This window comes from Alkalinema pantanalense CENA528, assembly GCF_050753345.1.
GTDB classification, from domain to species: domain Bacteria; phylum Cyanobacteriota; class Cyanobacteriia; order Leptolyngbyales; family Leptolyngbyaceae; genus Alkalinema; species Alkalinema pantanalense.
Genome location: NZ_JBLZFX010000005.1, coordinates 39,340 through 56,008 on the forward strand (window position 1 = coordinate 39,340; position 16,669 = coordinate 56,008).

The window sequence follows — 16,669 nt, forward strand, 5'->3', positions numbered from 1 at the left end:
CGATGCAGACATTCACGCTTCAGCCCTTTACCCATCCCGAGACTCTGCCAGCTTCCCCGAACTTGCAATTGACGGGCACGATCGATCGTCAAGCAAATTCCCTCTCTGTGCAGTACCGATTGCAAGAATTACACAATGCCCAGGATTTGTGCAGTCGTCTGACGATCGCTCCACCCGCCGAGGTTCCGGAACGCCGCGATAACCTATGGGAAACCACCTGTTTTGAATTTTTTCTGGGACGGCAAAACTCTCCGCAGTATTGGGAATTTAATCTTTCTCCAGCAGGACATTGGAACGTTTATCGCTTTACCGACTATCGCCAGGGCATGGAACCGGAGATACAAATTACATCGCTGCCTTTTCAAGTGAAGCAACACAATCACCAACTAGATCTCGTGATTGAACTCAACCTTGCATCGATTCTTGCTAGTACGCAATTGTTCAATGTAGGAATCACAACGGTCATCCAAGATCGCGTTGGCAACATTACCTATTGGGCCTTAACGCATCCCGGTGACCAAGCTGACTTCCACCGTCGTGACAGTTTTATCTTGACGGTTTAATTCCAGGTTGTGATGAGCTTGAGTGGCTTTTCTAGCTTCTGCGATTGTTCCCTTTGCTTAAAATCAGCAGGAAAGTTTAATAAATTGCGTCCTAGATCACTGCGTACTATGGAGAAATAGTTGTTCTCGCAAACCGTTTCGCCATGGCTGATGTACCCAAATTAGCAGAGTTAGAATTCATTCCCTATATTGACACCGAGGGCCAACTCCCCGATTCCCTCCAAGGCAAGGTCGGGGTATATGCCATTTTCGATCGGGATCACAGCTTGCAATACATTGGTTATTCTCGGGATGTGTTTCTCAGCCTCAAACAACATTTAGTGCGTCAGGTCGATCGCTGCTATGGGTTAAAGGTTTACTGCGTTGAAAAACCCAGTCGATCGCTGCTGGAAACGGTACGCACGGATTGGATTGCTGAGTGGATGCAGGAAAAGGGTGCTACCCCCCCCGGTAACGACGCAGACCTAGCGGCTTGGACAGAACCGATCTCCGTCAGCCATCAGATGACTGCGGAAGAACAGGAAAAGTACAACCATCCCGGCAACAGTGAGGTCGATCGGGGGAAAGTTCTCAAAACCGTTGCCCGACGTATTGAAGCGAATATATTGAAAACCTTACACGATCGGGGGATCCAAGTTGAACTGCGATTTAACCCTAAGCTGAAGGAAGAAGGGCTATTAGATTTAAAGTGATGTGAGTTCAATGAAGTTGTGGTGCGGCGCGATCGTTGGGGCTGTTTCGCAGCGAGGATCGGGGGAGAAGTTCCCCGACACCCCAGGGAATTTCTCCGTCCCAGCACCGGGAATTTAGGAGGGCCAATTTTGCTGGTGACCTGACGTTAAAGTGAATCGCAAAAGGCAAAGTGAATCGCAAAAGGCAAAGTGAATCGCGAAAGGCGTTCTCTTCAACCATAGCAAAAGGGATCCACGATCGCGGATCCCTTTTGCTATCAATAGATTTAATTTAGCCAGTGGGACTCGCGGATAGAATCCTGACCACCCGCGACGCAATCTACGATTACTCAGCAGTTGCTTCTTCAGCCCCACCTTTTCCAGCTTCCTGTTCTTGCTCATCCAGGCGGTTATCATCAAAGCGGCGACGACCATGACGACCGGTATTAGTCCGCTTACGGAACTTACGAGCGTAGGCTAGGTTACGGAGTGCTTTTTCTTTCTTTTGATTGCGGCGCTTTGCCATGTTGGTTCCTCTATCACAATATCGGTGGCGACATTAAGCCTGACGCAAGCTGGAGTCTCAACTCTTGGATACCTGATATTGTCCAGGAGTTAACAGCCGACGAATTCACACAAATAGTAATCCTATCACAGGACTCCGGCCATTAACCGCTCTGACCGATCGAATTTTTCCCTCACGCCTCAACACCACAATCCACGATCGGGATTTCAGGGGCAGTTAGGGATCACGGTGATCCCCAGAGTCAGCTCGCCTAAATTCCCCTGACTGAGCAAGCATCTAAGCAGCATCTAAGCTGGTACGCCTTCCACCACGCTCACCATGCTTGGTGTTGGAACAATTCGAGTCAGTCTTAGCCCTGCGGCTGCAAAGAGTTGTTCGTACTCCTCAGCGGTGCGTTCCTTACCACCGGGACACATCACCAGCATATTGACATCTAATAATTTCCCCATAAAAGGCTTATTCCCCGGCGGGATCACCTGCTCCACCACCAGCACTTTGCCGTTGTCTGCCAGGGCTGTGCGGCATTGCTTGAGAATTTCGATCGATCGGGCATCATCCCAGTCATGAATGATGTGCTTCAAGATATAGGCATTGGCTCCGGTGGGTAACGGTTCAAAAAAGCTCCCGGCAATCAATTGGCAGCGATCGGCGACAGGCGTTTGAGCGACCACGGACTGCGCCCCTGCAATGACGGCGGGTAGATCGAACAAAATACCCTGCATGGTGGGATAGGCTTGCAGAATCGAGGTCAGTAAACTGCCATGGCCCCCCGCCACATCGACCAAAGTGCCAATGCCCGAAAAATCATAGTGACTCAGAACACCGCTAATTTCCTGGGCCGAAAAACTGCTCATTGCCCGATCGAAAATCTGTGCGGGTTGTGGATTTTGGGCATAGTAATCGAAGATCTGCATCCCAAAGAGATTCTCAAAGGCACTTTCCCCCGTCATAACGCTGTGGACGATATTGCCCCAACTGTTGTAGTGCTCTCGATCGCCCATCATCAAAGCCATCCCCGCGACCGATCCGGGTGCATCACTGCGCAGATAGAATCCCAAGGGTGTCAAAGTGAAGGTCTGACTTTCCCCTTCCAGGATCACGCCCACACTGGCCAGCGCCCGCAGCAATCGATACAGCGAAGGGGCATGGGCATGGGTTGCAGTGGCTAGCTCACTGACCGATCGGGGATCGTCTTTTAGATGATCGGCCAAATTGAGTTTTGCAGCAGCGTAGAGACATTGTGACACCCAATACCCTGTGATCATCTGACTGAGGAGCATCTGAGGAGGCTGTGCATTCCCATCAGACGGATGGGGGAGCGGCATCGTAGAAGGCAGTGGCTGTACTACAGTTTGCATGGTTGTAGTGATAAAAGTTAGTTACTTGCTGAAGAAAAAATCGTGCTTGCGCTAGACATCAAGCCCTTGCGCTAGACATCAAGCCCTTGCGCTAGGCATCAGTGGTGGTATGAGTGATCAGCAATACGTGAGTGCACCAGGATTGGATTCCTACCATCGAAGGGAACGATCGCCCCCGTCATCTGAAGTTGCACGTAAATTGAGACAGGTGTGACGTATGCAGACTGTGGAAAGCCCTGACCTGAGGAGTCGTCACGCCGCTCACTTCGATTCCCTTTAGCCTATAAAACAATCACTACAAAAAATAATAGGGACTAAATCTGCATAAAAAATGCTGAATAGTCAAACTACTCAGCACTGGATTCAAGATTATTAACAATTCGACTTAGTGGTTGACGAACCCTTGGGGGGTAGCGGTCAATCCAAACAATTCAGTCTTAAAACAGCTTTCGTTCTTGATAGTTGTGATAACAGCGATCGCGCGATCGCAGAGAAGTCGATCGAGTGTAAGCGTTGGTCTCGCCTAAGCCTTCATCGACTTTGCCATGTCACGGAAGGCACCCAAGCTGGGGCCGGGACGACGACGGCTGCCAGTCGCCATCGGAGTCAAATATTTCGTTGCAAAGGCAACTTCTTTCACTTCTGTCACGGTGGGTTCAGGCAAGTTGAGCGTTGCCGCAGGGGTTGCGGCGGGGGCTGCGTCTGCCTTAGCCTTGTTCAGTGCTTCTAGCTTAGCGGCCCGTGCGCTACCTGCGTTTGCAGGGGCTGCTTCCGTAGCAGCGGCTTCTGCGGGGGCTGCTGCTGCGGTAGATTCGCTGGGAGCAGATTCCCCGGCATCCATATAGAAGCCTTCGGCTCCCTTTTTGCCACCAAACAGCCCACCAATAAAGCCGAAGATTCCACCAATTAAACTTTTGAAGAAATTAATCAGACCGCCCATGTATGACTCCTGAAGGTTTGATTCAGAGATTTTCTCTTACAAAACAGCAAGCTTTGGGTCTATTATCCAGTGCGGTGTCCCCCTCGAGCAAGGGGATCCCAGATTCTAGTGCCTAGGGGTTAGTAAATGGGTTCGTCTTCTTCTTTTTGAAACAGTCCCAGTAATGGCCCTAGAATTGCACCGAAGACAAAGCCGCCTGCATGGGCCCAGTAGGCAATCCCACCGCTTTGCATCCCGATGTTGGACTGTGCCAGACTGCCTACGCCATAGATCGCTTGCTGGATAAACCAGATGCCCAGGTAAAGGAAGGCGGGAACGTTAAAAATCAACGGGAAAATCCCGATCGGGATCACGGTGCGGACGTTGGCGGTGGGAAAGCGGAGGATGTAAGCGCCCAGGACTCCGGCGATCGCGCCGCTGGCTCCGAGGGAGGGAATGGTGGAGGTGGAGGAGAAAAACCACTGGGTCAAGCCAGCCAAAACGCCGCAGGTGAGGTAAAACACCAAGAATTTGCTGTGGCCCAATTTATCTTCGATGTTGTTGCCAAAAATCCAGAGGAACAGCATATTTCCCAAAATGTGCGCGAAGCCACCATGCAGAAACTGGGAAGTGATCAGGGTAATCCATTCGGGTGGTTCGCTGAGGACGCCTTGTAAGTGGGGAATGGGTTCACCGACGAAGCTTGCGGTCAGTTGCAGGGGAACCACGGCCCAATCCCGTAGAAAATAATCGAGGGCACTGCCCAGAAGTCGGCCACTGGGGGTCACGATCGCTTGATTTTGCAATACTAGTTCATACAGAAAGACCACGACATTGATTGCGATGATCGCGTAGGTAACGTAGGCCGTTCTGCGGGTTGGATTTTCATCACCGATCGGAAACACAATCTTTCATCCCCAATGCACAGGATAACTGGAGGATAACGCATTTCCTTTGGCGACAAGACTCTCAAAGGGGATACATTTTGTTGGCGAAATAGAAGAAAGGGGCACGATCGTGAGATCACACCCCTTCCCGAGGAAACACAGCTGCTGACAACCCGACGACGGTTGAGTTTTCTAGCAAGCTAGAGTTAGTTGTTGACCAGCTTAAAAGAATTGAAGAAGCCGCTGACACTCTTGGCTGTTGCTTTTTCTTGAGCCGTGAGTGTTAAGAGTTGATAGAACCGATTCTCGACGAGGAACATGCGAATTTTCCCAGTGATATTGCCATTCATACGGAAGGTGGCTTCACGACCTGGATAACCCTTCAACGCGAAGGATTGCTGGGAGACTAACTCGCCCTGAATCTTACCCAAAACAGCATTCATTGCACCATCCAACGCTTGTTGGCTGAGTTTACTTTCCTTACTGGCTGCAAAGGGCATATCTGCATACGTGACCATATACATCCCTTGTTTGGGGCCAAGATCGGTCGCATAACCAATTAGCTCAACCGTGTCTCCAGTTTGAATTTTTAAAGGCTGGGAGATTTGTTTTGGATTTCCGGGCATCAAGATGGAAAATCCACCACCCGTAGGTGAAAAGGTTTTCCAGATGGACTGTTTAGACTGTGCATTAGACTGCGCAAATGTGGGTTGAGCCGTCGTTGTGCCGACGATCGCGCTGCCAACGCCTGTGAAAAGCGCGATCGACAAAGCAGGAGCCAACCAATTGAGTTTTTTCAGCATGGAACCGATCGAGAATTCAAGTGAATGATGGACTGCCTCTTGCATAACATTTCTGAGTGGGGAGATGCCAAGAGGATATTCACTAAAATTACTGAAACTTGATTGAATTTCTGGTTTCTAGACGAATTCTGACAAAAAAAGCCCATTGGGGATGATTCGCATCCACGCAATGGGCTTTTCGAGGCATTGGTAAAATGCTTAACCGATCGAGATCCTTAACCGATCGCGGTGCTAAGTCGAGCGCGATCCCAACCCTTCTGGTTCAGGAGCAGCCAGGATTGCATTAGGTCTGGGCCTTGAAGGGATCCGGTTAAGCCTGCCCGCAGGGATTTCATGACCAATCCTTTTTTGACGCCTTGGCCTTTGACGACGGATTGGATGAGGGCGTTGGCGCTGTCTTGGGTGAGGGGTTCTGCGGGGAGGCCATCAAGGATGCCTTGCAGGGCTGCAGTGACGCCGTCTTGCTTCAGGTGGGCGATCGCGTCTTCTGTGGGCTCAACGGCTTCTACAAACAGGTAGCGGGTCATGTCCATAGCTTCGGACAGTTTGCTGAGGCTGGGGCCAATCACGGCGGTGAGTTGCTCTAACCAAGCCCGATCGGCGACGGGGTCGAAGGCAAAGTCCGCTTCCTGCCAGTAGGGAATCAGTAAGTCAGTCAACTCTGCGGCGGGCATTTTGTGCAGGTATTGACCGTTAATCCAGTTGAGTTTGTCCCAGTCGAATTTGGCTCCGGCTTTGTTGACCCGATCGAAGCTGAATTCTTTGGCGGCTTGGTCGAGGGTGAAAATTTCGTCCATGCCTTCCACGGGCGACCAGCCCAGGAGGGTCATGTAGTTGGCGATCGCTTCGGCGGTGTAGCCCATTTTTTTGAAGTCGAAAATGGAGGTGACGCCATCCCGTTTGGAGAGTTTTGCGCCCTGTTGGTTCAGGATCAGGGGGGTGTGGCCAAATTCGGGAACGGTTGCACCGAGGGCTTCGTAGAGCAGGATCTGTTTGGGGGTGTTGCCGATGTGATCTTCGCCGCGAATGACTTGGGTAATGCCCATGTCAATGTCATCGACAACGACGACGAAGTTGTACAGGGGTGCGCCGATCGTGCTAGCACTGGCGGCGCGAGCAATCACCATGTCTCCGCCGAGGTCGCGGCCTTTCCAGGTGACTTGGCCCCGTACGAGGTCGTTCCAAGTGATTTCCCGATCGTCGTCGATTTTGAAGCGGATGACGGCGGTGCGGCCTTCGGCTTCGTAGGCGGCGATTTGCTCTGGGGCGAGGCTGCGGTGGCGGTTGTTGTAGCGGGGGGCTTCGTTGCGGGCTTTTTGGGCTTCCCGCATGGCGTCGAGTTCTTCGGGGGTGTCGTAGGCGCGGTAGGCTAGCCCTTTTTCGAGGAGTTCTTGGATTTTTTGGGCGTACAGTTCGGTGCGCTGGGTTTGATAAACGGGGCCTTCATCCCAGTTCAAGCCGAGCCATTGCAAGCCTTCTAGGATGTTTTGGGTGTATTCGGGCTTCGATCGTTCTAGATCGGTGTCTTCGATCCGCAGAATGAATTGGCCGCCTTGGTGCCGTGCGTAGAGCCAGTTAAAGACGGCGGTTCTAGCGGTACCGATGTGGAGGTTTCCGGTGGGACTTGGTGCAATGCGAACTCGAACGCTCATAGAAGACCGTTTGTAAAACCCAATTTTTGTGCATTCCCCATTCTAAAGGGATCGGTTGCGTTTGGGTGTAGTGGGGGATGAAAGAGACTACTTTACTAGGGTAACGTCATGTTTGGAGTAACTGGGCATATACATCATCCTCAGTGTTATCCCAAACTGCATTAAGTGAGGTTTGGCTTGCTTGCAGCCAAAATTCCGTTTCATCGTCAGGTAAAACGGTCACCAGCACTCTGGCCCCTTCCGGTAGTTCTGCTGACTTCAATAGCTCAATCTTGCCTTGCCGAACCGTTGCCCAAAGCGTTTTTGGCATAGCTGTTGCATGAGATTATGGCTTGATTTTACGCTGTCAATTAAGCAACCTGAAGCGTCCTGGGTTCCGGAATGGGTTCGCCTTCTGCCTGCCAAGCCTCTAAGTACATTTCAATAACTTCTTCACCGTTATGAATGGCTTCTTTACGAGTTTTTCCGTGAGTGCAAGGCATCACAACAAGATCAGCAAATTCTGGGATTGTGACCAAGAAAAGCTGATCTTCGTCGGACCACTGAACAATCATGCTGTATCGATTCATGACTCCTTGTCCTCCCTTAACGCTTCCAGTGCAGCAAGCAATTTTTCCAGTTGTTTTTCTAAATAGAGTGGTACATCATCTCCATCCTTACCTGGTATTGTCAGTGTTTGTCTAAGCAGGGGATGCCGCCAACGTTCATGGCTACCTTTGCCGCGCTTGGGCAAGTAAACAAATCCGTCGCGTGCAATCTGAGCTTTCAACTCTCGAATCTTTCTGGGCATGAATATTATGTGGTGCTGATGCTGTTCTACCAAGGTCTTGAGGTCGCATAACGTTTGCACTCACCGAACTTAGACAGCCTTAACTTAAACCTGATTTGATTATACTTGAAAGTTTCGGCGTATTGTGCATGTTATTGTGATTACCTTTTTCATAGCGCAATCTCACCGATGATGATCAGATTGCTAATCGGTGAGGTGTTGCTGACAATAATCATTACCAGCCGTCCTCGCGCAGGTTTTTGAGGTCTTGTTCTAGATCTTCAACATCGCAATGGACACAGATTCCACGACTGGCAATGAGTTGCTGAAATTCAATTTGATGCAAGCCTGCGAGTTGACTGGCCGTACCGAGGGTAATGCGTTCTTGTTGAAACAGTGAGATTGCCAATTCGGTGCGGAGATCTGCCTCACTGATTTCTAGTGCGTCGGGAAGGTCGATCGTGATTTGCATTGGTTAGGCTCCTCGATCGGGGGTTTCGCTAAGTTTATCGAGCTTTTCCAGTAACTGTATACCTATTACAAATTTCGATTGCCTATATTACCTATACGTGTTTCTGGTGAAGCATTCCTGGCCAACTTTAAAAGTAGCAGCAAGTATGCTTTATTCTGAATCAGTTACAAGCGATAACTAAACTGCCTAACTTGACCGTTAGTTTGCTGCCGACAGCTCTTGATTCTCCCAGGGATCTTCAATTTGTCTGCTCCAACAACGACTTATGCAGCATACTCCTTCTTACTCGAGTAGCTTCTTCAAGGCACTAAGCATCTGTGAGTAATTGAAGCAATATCGTGCAAATGGATGAGACATTGTAGAGCCTCGTTTGATCCAGGTTGTAATGTCCCAACCTGATTCTACAAGGTCAGAGGCTGCAAAGATAAACTCCAGAGTATTGGTAAAAAACTGAACCTGAGCAGAGTGCATGCTGTAATCGATCTTTGTATTTGATCCGTGAACATAGTAATTCCGGCAGTCAATAGCTTGATCTACAACTAATTCAAGATCTGGAAATCGCTCGCTGGCAACATCCGTGATTAACTTGGCACGGCTCCGAACCTTGCGTTTCAATGAGGCTTTACCTATTCGTCCTAATGCACCCAAAATGCTATCTCGCTCTGGACTGGGAGGTAGGGCTCGAAACGCTTTGCGTGCATTGTCTCGGGCTTCAGCAAGGTCGGGCAATAAGGTGACTGATTCCGGGTATGCGCATGCAGGAAGTATATCAAACATATTAGCTGCACCAATAATGCGGTCGATATTGTAACTGTTCTGATAGGCGAATGCTGTAGAAAATCGGGCTCTAGCATCTCTCCACTCGTTATGTCGTTCCATCCATCGCTTCAGAACATTGCCGAATTCATCCGAGTTAATAGCTGCTTGTAAAGGCAGGTCAAATGGATGTGGCTCACGTGAGATGCCATCATGTTCATACTGTGGTGGCATGCACCAATAAACTTTAAGAGGCTTAAGATGATCTTGGGTGCTCACAGGCAAAAAGACTAAGTCAGAAATATTCTGTGGTCTACCTGCAATGATTTCCAGGAACTTTAAAACATCCAGTACGCTTGTGATTGCTTCATCGATAGACTTGCAAGAGTAGAATGCAATATTAATTTTGATTGAATTAGCAACGTATATACCTTTTGGACTTGGTGATTGATATGATGGGCAATGCGTCGCCGAGATTTTGCCAAGGGCTGTATCAATACTAAATATCTCATACTTACCTGTAAAGTAAAAAATCTGCGGGTATTCTCCAATCTCGATTTTTCCACCTCGTTGCTTTGCTCTAGTCTCAACGATGTCTTCTATGTACGGCTTCGCATCAATGACTAAGCCAAAGGCATCAAAATCATGGAATAATGCTGCTGCATCATTGACAGTGAAGCTTAGTTCACGGATTATCTGACAAGAGGAACTAATATGTTGATCACCGAAGATAGCGAAATGAGGAAAAATAGTGGAGAAGTTATAGAGCTCATTATCTCGTGTTGCAGAGCTACTTGACATCGTGACACAGTTGATTAGTGACACTTTCGATCGATCAAAGAAAATCCCAAAAATATCTACATTCGTATACCAATCGAGATTCATGTGCCAATCGAAGGATGAGCTTGAATATACGACGAGGGTCGTTGCTGCTCCCTTCAAACACAGTTCGCCCTGGAGTTCTATTTCGTTCGTGAATGAGAAGATCCCTGCCTTCTTAAACCCTTCATACTCTTGTGTCACTAATGCCCTTGCTCCAAATTCAAACAATTACCTAATACTTGAGACTGGCTTTGTTGCATAATATAGTCCGACTTTCGCCTGAAAGTCTTGCTACAGAAGTGTTTCTCAATAAGAGCACCCAATTAATGATCCTTGCTGCGCAAGGGTTTGAGGTATTCATGCAACAAAGTCCTTGAGACTTACTAAAAAAAGACAATTCATCTTTGGCAATCTATTCAGACTATTCAGACATATGGGTTCCTAAATAAAAGCTATCGCGTTTACTAAAACAATGTAGGTCAATAGCATCCATTTGTAGATCAATAGCAGGCATTGATTATCAATATTAGATACAGCATTCCTTCTTGGTAGATGGAACTTAATCTGCCTAGCACTCCAGCTCGGAATCTTAAGTGGAGTCACTTTAGTATAACGTTCCCTCTAACAATAGTCCGGACAGTTTTAAATCGACAACGGTAGAATGCGGGTTTTAGCCCTCTCAGTGAGGTCGAATGCCAACGGTGGAATGCAGGTTTCAGCTTCCGTTCCAAAAAGTGTCCGGAGTATTGCTCTAAAGACATTTTTTCTATTTATAAATTTTAAAAAATAGAAAACCAACTGTAGTATTGAGGTACCCACGGTCACAAAACAACTAACGAAACCTTCAGGTTATCAACGCTTCAGTCATTAACGCTGACGTTCGCAACTGAGGATGTTAATGTATTAACCATTGGAATGCAAGTCATCATCGTTTGCCTTCTCGGAATCACCTACAGTAGACCACTGTTGACAGGATAGCCCCGATCGCTCCTCCGGATTCAAACCCCATCAATGTCAATATTTTCGTAGAGGGTCATGATTTCGACTTGTGCTTCTACGGTATTCAATGACAGTGTAACCGTTGGATCACTGTACTCAGAAAGGAGCCATTGATTAGCGGCTGTCTTGACGTAGTGTTCTACGTGGATACTGTACTGATCGATCAAGAGATATTCCCGGAAGCTATCGATCGATAGGCAGAGAATTTTTCACCGTGATCATAGTCTTGTGTGGATTTGGCTAGGACTTCAGCTAAAAAACAGGGATTTATCACAGTATCATTTCGCCCGGTTTGCAGTTGCAGCGGTTTTTCCACAACCATGACGTCAGGATAGGTGTAGAGGTTGCGATCGGGAATCCACAAGCGTTGGTCAGCACCAAAAATCCGGTAAGGTTTGCCTCGCAATGCAGATTTGAGCAGGGATGCTAGGTTAATTGCGATTTCATTGTGGTCTGGGGTTCCCCCGGTTATGGGAATAATGGCTCCATTGCGGTACTCACTGCGGGTTTCTGAAGCAAGCTCAAGGGCAAGATACTCATCGGGGGTGTAGATTTTGGATTCGAGAGCCTGAGTCATGGTTGATTCCCTTTTTCTGGGCTACATCGATCGATGTATCTCCTGCAATCCCAAAATTCGATTGTGTTTATGGGCCGTCCTCGTGTGGGTAAACTTACAGCGATCGCAGCTATGCCTGTTCAAGCTGTAAAAATCCTACAAAAAATTCACAGCCACCGGAGCATTATGATAAAGCGAGCAACGATAAGTTCTCATCTTCATAAAATGATTTGATTGCATTAAAATCTTGACGTAATAAACTTTCAACTTGCAAAGTCGAACAGTTCCCTAAACGAAGCCAAATAACTTTGGGTGGACTCCCAAATAATAAGCTCAGATCGTGCATGTCTGCGTCTTTTGAGACAATCATCAAATCATTGTCTTTTGCATAATCCCAAACGATAGGATCGACAGTTGCTTGCATGCCTATATCTCGAACGTGAAGTGAGTTTGGGAAAAGATCACTCAAACGGCTCGGTAGCTTGGGCGACAAGTTTTCATCAAACAGTAACTTCATGCAGATAAGGGCGCGATCATAACTCGACGCTCACGATCGGCCGCATAAGCAATACAAGCCTTTAAATCTTCTCGTGTCAAATCTGGAAAATCATCGAGAATTTCTGCTTCGGTCATTTCGGAAGCCAGGTACTCAAGTACCTCATAAACTGTAATTCTTAAACCACGTACGCAGGGCTTCCCACCCCGTTTATTCGGTTCAATTGTGATAAAGTTTCGGTAGTTCATAGTTGTAGTAAGTCGTAAATATCTATACTGCACCCAAAACTGAAGATCTTGGGCAGACTGCTTTCAGTATAGCGTCTCTCCTAAACTAATATCTCCGCTCATAAAATGTTAAAAGTGGGAAAGCAACTGAAACATTGAGGAACCCACAGGCTACAGAACAACCTACGCAACCTATGGGACACTCAGGTTTCAACCGTTAACGCTGACGTTCGCGACTGAGGATGCTGATGTATTGCCCGTCGGAATGCACGATCGGCATCGGTTCACTCCAATGAAGCCTATCTGCGATGCGATGGGCATGCAGTTGATTAATCGTATCCTGTACGAACTCTGGATGACCGATTAAGTGGATCTGCAAGCGTTGTTTTCCATGTTGAACTGAACGATCATTCCGATCGCTAGAATCTTTCGCCATAATTGAGCTTCTCCTGTTGTGCATCGGAAGAAAGCCCAAAAATTTAGAGCCACCCCGTTTGACATCACAAACAAGAGTGGCTCGATCGAATGTTAAAATTCTCAACAAGCCGCCTTGCTGGTTACGCAGCGAGGGGGAATAGCTACTTGGGGTTGTGGCTGCAATCCCAGGTAGTGGCCTAAATTTTCGGGAACCTAACGACCCCACGCCTCATAACAAACCGTCTCGCGAAAGAAGGATGTCCATGGCGATCGCTATGAAAAACCAGCCTACGGACAACTAGCTGCGCTGTCAATCCGTAGGCTAAAAAATCGATCGGTATCATCTAGCACCCGTATCTCTGACTCTAATCCCGCTAAGCTGCCAGAAATCTCCTTCCAGGCACCCCAACAGCTTCCCGTCAGACAACCGCCTTTTCCAATACGGCATTCTCCGCATAACCAGTTGTCTGCGGCGTGGTTCGCTCGCTCGTCATTGGGTCAAACCCCAACTGCGCCGTAATCCGTTCCCGCGCCAACTCCCGATATTCCCAAAAATGTTCCCCCGCCGCACAAGCCCCCAAATAGGTCGTTACTAGCTGCGGTTGCTGCCAGCAAATCTGCCACAATTGCCGCCAAAATTGTCCCCGAATTTCCCGCCGTTGCCACCCTTGTAACCAGAAAAGATTGACCATTAAGCGCAACCGTCGATCGAGGGGCAAAAGCGCCGTGTGCCTCAACACCGGATTGGGATTAATTCGTAAACAATGCTCTAAACAACGCTTGAGATAGGTGGGCGGATCATACATCCTCCAAAGCGCCTCCAAATATTCCTGGGCAATCTCCGCGATCGGGCGCGTCGGCACAAAATTCATCAAGCAATTTTGATCCCCCGTTTCTTCGCCACCTGTCCCTTCCCGCAGACGATTTTCCCGTTTCAAGCGCTGCCACAATTCCGTATTCGGCGGTGCCTGCAAAATGCCTAACATCGGTTGAGGAATCGTTGTTTCCTCCACAAATTGCGTAATGCGTTGCCCTGCCCCCGCCGTTTCCCCATCAAAGCCAATAATGAACCCAGCATAGATGAACAACCCAGCATCATTAATCGTTTGACAGGCTTGCACCAACGGGCTTCGCATATTTTGAAACTTGCGCGTCACCTTCAAGCTTTCTTCATCGGGCGTTTCAATGCCTAGGAAAACGCCATAAAAACCCGCCTGACGCATTAAAGCTAATAGCTCAGCATCCTCTGCCAGGTTCAAAGAAGCCTCTGTCCAGAAACTGAATGGATAACGGTGTTTTTCCATCCAAGGAATCAGTTCCCGTAACAACCGTTTCACGTTGCGTTGATTGCCAATGAAGTTATCATCAACAATGAATACAGATCCCCGCCAGCCTAAATCGTACAGTCGTTGCAGTTCCGCGATCGTCTGTTGGGGTTCCTTCGTTCTCGACTTACGACCATACAGCGCCGTAATATCGCAAAATTCGCATTGGAACGGACAGCCACGGGAAAATTGAATCGCCATCATTAAGTAGGCATCCCGTTTCAGTAAATCAAACCGAGGCAAAGGACTGGTCGTAACGTCTGGCTTTTCCGACGCTCGAAAAATCCCTTCCTCTGCTCCCGATTCTAAGGCAGCCAAAAACTGAGGAATGGTAATTTCGCCCTCGTCTAAAATTAAATAATGGGCACCCGCTGCCTGGGCTGGTTCTGGTACCGATGTGGGATAGGGGCCACCCACGGCCACTTTTTTGCCCAGGGCCACAGCTTTACGAATCTGCGCAACAAAATCATCCTTCTGCGCCCACATCGCCGAAATAATCACCAAATCACACCAAGCCCAGTCCTGCTCCGTATCTTCGCTAACGTTACGATCGTAAAATCGAATTTCCCAATCCTGGGGTAACAACGCAGCAATTGTGATAATACCAAGGGGCGGAATCTTTGCTTTCAATCCTGCTAGCTTCAGAAATGCATCATAGGACCAAAAGGTTTGAGGAAACTTAGGATACAGTAATAACGCTTTCATAGAGCACATGAATGAGTTTTGAATGATGCTTCAAACAACGTAAAATGCAATGCAGCTATGATCGTCTATTTAAATTTAGAAATAAACGATGACTAAACTAGATTTAGCGAAAAAAACGCTGAAAATCGATCCAATTAAAAATCGATCCAATTAATTCAAACAAATCAAAAAAGCTAACTGTCACCCTCACATCACTTAAAGAGGGTTCCTATTCAAATGCCAAGGGCTCAAAAACCATACAAGTCAGGCAAGAACCAACCAAATCCCAGCCCCAGACAACCGTAAAAATCCAGCCTTAGCAAACCCCAAACTCACATACAAGCAGCAAGTGCAAGCAGCCCGTGGAATGTGGATGAGATAGCAGACCTATTGATAACAGGCGATTGGTAGCAGACCACAGACTGCAAACAGGAGACCACTGGATGTAATGCGTGTATCCGGAGTGAGCCTATCTGAAGTGTGTATACCCATAATGAGCAATGAGCGTACCTACAATGAGCGTATCTAGACGGAACAGATCTAGACGGAACGTATCTTTACGGTTATGTCGTCATACGTTTAGTTCTAATACGTTTCCACGATCGTCGCGATTAAACGCAACAAAAGATCAAACTAATTTATTCAACGCAAAATCATTATTCGCGAAATAATGATTTCCCATGGCTACCTTTCAATCATTGCCCTTAGCGAATTCGAACAAAGCCTGCTTGCTCCAATAACTCTTGGCCCTGTCCACTTAGCAATAGATTGGCATAGGCTTGCCCTGCTTGCTGCGATCGTTGCCCATCCTGCTTAAACACCACATATAAATTCCGCGTTAATGGATAATCCCCATTCTGGAACGCTGGATGGTTTAATTGATTCCGCTGCCTAGGACATTGGCTGCTATCAATCAGAGGGTCTCGATAGGGGAGCACAAATTGTCCTGCTGTGCGACCGATCGGTAACGGTTTGATGGTGCATTGGGGTACCACCTCCGGCGCAGACGCAAAATAAATGCTGCCCGGTGTTGCACCTAACCGTTGTAGCGCTTGGGTCGTCGTTTCCACAAACTGTACCCCTGAACCAAAATTTCCCCCGCCTAATACCGATTCAATAAAGAGATCCACGGTCCCCCCTGACCCTGGCTTCCGCGAAAATGGCACGATCGGAATATTAGGCCCCCCCAACTGCTGCCAATTGGTGCGTTGCCCGGTGTAAATCCCCCGCAACTGCTCCAGCGTCAGCCCTGGAATATTCAGGCTGGGATTGACCGCCACCGCCAACCCGTCGATCGCAACTGGAATTTCGGTCAAATTCAGTCCCAATTGTTGCGCTTGTTGTTGTTCCTTAGCAGTCAAAGGCCGAGATGTTTGGGCAAACTCGATTTGGCGATTCAACAACATCTTGATGCCGCTGCTAGTGCTGGCCGCTTCTCCCACCGGATTGACGTAACTGAGCCGAAATTCAGATCGGGCTGTCTGAACTGCGGAATCCACCGAAAGACGAATCGGTGCCCAGGACGTGCTGCCTCCGTAGCGGAACTGTCCCGATGGCACGTCCTTCACCGCACTCAAAGGCTGATTATTACTCCCACTATTGCTCCCTGTGTTGGGGTTGGAATTGCTGCCATTTTGAAAAACCTGTCCAATGTTCTGACCGGATTTTTGCGTGAACCACCAGATTCCCCCCCCCACAACGCCCACTGTAACCAAGAGTGCGCCAAGTAATGCAGGGACATCATTTTTCTGGGACATAGGTCAACCT

General features: G+C 48.3%; 21 protein-coding genes. 3 read left to right on the top strand and 18 right to left on the bottom strand.

What is annotated here, in order from left to right; translation table 11 throughout:
• Positions 1-2 precede the first annotated feature (2 nt).
• Together ACN4EG_RS02900 and ACN4EG_RS02905 are read left to right on the top strand one after the other, a co-directional pair.
• Positions 3-563 (top strand): DOMON-like domain-containing protein, encoded by a 561-nt coding sequence (locus ACN4EG_RS02900; RefSeq protein ID WP_431627658.1) that lies wholly within the window; start codon positions 3-5, stop codon positions 561-563.
• 143 nt (positions 564-706) lie between these two features.
• Positions 707-1,255, top strand: coding sequence for a GIY-YIG nuclease family protein (locus ACN4EG_RS02905; RefSeq protein ID WP_431627659.1), 549 nt, complete (start codon positions 707-709; stop codon positions 1,253-1,255).
• 325 nt (positions 1,256-1,580) lie between these two features.
• Here ACN4EG_RS02905 and ACN4EG_RS02910 read toward each other — a convergent pair whose 3' ends face one another.
• From ACN4EG_RS02910 to ACN4EG_RS02970, 13 genes are all read right to left on the bottom strand, one after another.
• Entirely contained in the window at positions 1,581-1,760 is a 180-nt protein-coding gene (locus ACN4EG_RS02910; protein ID WP_190575695.1) for a hypothetical protein, read from the bottom strand.
• Positions 1,761-2,047: 287 nt separating this feature from the next.
• Positions 2,048-3,118, bottom strand: a complete 1,071-nt coding sequence (locus ACN4EG_RS02915; RefSeq protein WP_431627660.1) for a methyltransferase — start codon at positions 3,116-3,118, stop codon at positions 2,048-2,050.
• A gap of 523 nt (positions 3,119-3,641) precedes the next feature.
• The gene (locus ACN4EG_RS02920) at positions 3,642-4,058 is read right to left on the bottom strand and encodes a hypothetical protein (RefSeq protein WP_431627661.1); all 417 of its coding nucleotides are present in this window, start codon (positions 4,056-4,058) and stop codon (positions 3,642-3,644) included.
• Positions 4,059-4,177: 119 nt separating this feature from the next.
• A complete protein-coding gene (locus ACN4EG_RS02925) occupies positions 4,178-4,942 on the bottom strand; it encodes a rhomboid family intramembrane serine protease (RefSeq protein WP_431627662.1) in 765 nt (254 codons plus the stop codon).
• 188 nt (positions 4,943-5,130) lie between these two features.
• Positions 5,131-5,772, bottom strand: coding sequence for a hypothetical protein (locus ACN4EG_RS02930; RefSeq protein WP_431627663.1), 642 nt, complete (start codon positions 5,770-5,772; stop codon positions 5,131-5,133).
• A 170-nt stretch (positions 5,773-5,942) separates the two neighbouring features.
• On the bottom strand, positions 5,943-7,379 hold the full coding sequence (gltX, locus tag ACN4EG_RS02935; RefSeq protein WP_431627664.1) for a glutamate--tRNA ligase: 1,437 nt from the start codon (positions 7,377-7,379) through the stop codon (positions 5,943-5,945).
• Positions 7,380-7,485: 106 nt separating this feature from the next.
• A complete protein-coding gene (locus ACN4EG_RS02940; protein ID WP_431627665.1) occupies positions 7,486-7,689 on the bottom strand; it encodes a hypothetical protein in 204 nt (67 codons plus the stop codon).
• A 40-nt stretch (positions 7,690-7,729) separates the two neighbouring features.
• Entirely contained in the window at positions 7,730-7,948 is a 219-nt protein-coding gene (locus tag ACN4EG_RS02945) for a type II toxin-antitoxin system HicB family antitoxin (RefSeq protein ID WP_431627667.1), read from the bottom strand.
• Positions 7,945-8,202 (bottom strand): type II toxin-antitoxin system HicA family toxin, encoded by a 258-nt coding sequence (locus ACN4EG_RS02950; protein ID WP_431627668.1) that lies wholly within the window; start codon positions 8,200-8,202, stop codon positions 7,945-7,947. Before ACN4EG_RS02950 ends, ACN4EG_RS02945 begins: the two co-directional genes overlap by 4 nt.
• Before the next feature lie 181 nt (positions 8,203-8,383).
• Entirely contained in the window at positions 8,384-8,620 is a 237-nt protein-coding gene (locus ACN4EG_RS02955) for a UPF0175 family protein (protein WP_431627669.1), read from the bottom strand.
• A 282-nt stretch (positions 8,621-8,902) separates the two neighbouring features.
• On the bottom strand, positions 8,903-10,399 hold the full coding sequence (locus tag ACN4EG_RS02960) for an ApeA N-terminal domain 1-containing protein (RefSeq protein ID WP_431627670.1): 1,497 nt from the start codon (positions 10,397-10,399) through the stop codon (positions 8,903-8,905).
• A 797-nt stretch (positions 10,400-11,196) separates the two neighbouring features.
• Entirely contained in the window at positions 11,197-11,364 is a 168-nt protein-coding gene (locus ACN4EG_RS02965; RefSeq protein ID WP_431627671.1) for a hypothetical protein, read from the bottom strand.
• A complete protein-coding gene (locus tag ACN4EG_RS02970) occupies positions 11,361-11,774 on the bottom strand; it encodes a Uma2 family endonuclease (RefSeq protein WP_431627672.1) in 414 nt (137 codons plus the stop codon). Before ACN4EG_RS02970 ends, ACN4EG_RS02965 begins: the two co-directional genes overlap by 4 nt.
• Between ACN4EG_RS02970 and ACN4EG_RS02975 the strand changes: the two genes are divergently transcribed.
• On the top strand, positions 11,773-11,904 hold the full coding sequence (locus tag ACN4EG_RS02975) for a hypothetical protein (protein WP_431627673.1): 132 nt from the start codon (positions 11,773-11,775) through the stop codon (positions 11,902-11,904). The genes ACN4EG_RS02970 and ACN4EG_RS02975 overlap by 2 nt on opposite strands.
• A gap of 33 nt (positions 11,905-11,937) precedes the next feature.
• Here ACN4EG_RS02975 and ACN4EG_RS02980 read toward each other — a convergent pair whose 3' ends face one another.
• From ACN4EG_RS02980 to ACN4EG_RS03000, 5 genes are all read right to left on the bottom strand, one after another.
• The gene (locus ACN4EG_RS02980; protein ID WP_431627674.1) at positions 11,938-12,270 is read right to left on the bottom strand and encodes a DUF5615 family PIN-like protein; all 333 of its coding nucleotides are present in this window, start codon (positions 12,268-12,270) and stop codon (positions 11,938-11,940) included.
• Positions 12,267-12,497, bottom strand: coding sequence for a DUF433 domain-containing protein (locus ACN4EG_RS02985; RefSeq protein ID WP_431627675.1), 231 nt, complete (start codon positions 12,495-12,497; stop codon positions 12,267-12,269). The genes ACN4EG_RS02980 and ACN4EG_RS02985 overlap by 4 nt, the downstream gene beginning before the upstream one ends.
• Before the next feature lie 196 nt (positions 12,498-12,693).
• Positions 12,694-12,912, bottom strand: a complete 219-nt coding sequence (locus ACN4EG_RS02990) for a hypothetical protein (RefSeq protein WP_431627676.1) — start codon at positions 12,910-12,912, stop codon at positions 12,694-12,696.
• Positions 12,913-13,312: 400 nt separating this feature from the next.
• Positions 13,313-14,923 (bottom strand): B12-binding domain-containing radical SAM protein, encoded by a 1,611-nt coding sequence (locus tag ACN4EG_RS02995; RefSeq protein WP_431627677.1) that lies wholly within the window; start codon positions 14,921-14,923, stop codon positions 13,313-13,315.
• Between the two features lie 683 nt (positions 14,924-15,606).
• Positions 15,607-16,659 carry a PstS family phosphate ABC transporter substrate-binding protein gene (locus ACN4EG_RS03000; RefSeq protein WP_431627679.1) on the bottom strand — a complete coding sequence of 351 codons (1,053 nt, stop codon included), beginning with the start codon at positions 16,657-16,659 and terminating at the stop codon, positions 15,607-15,609.
• Positions 16,660-16,669: the final 10 nt, after the last annotated feature.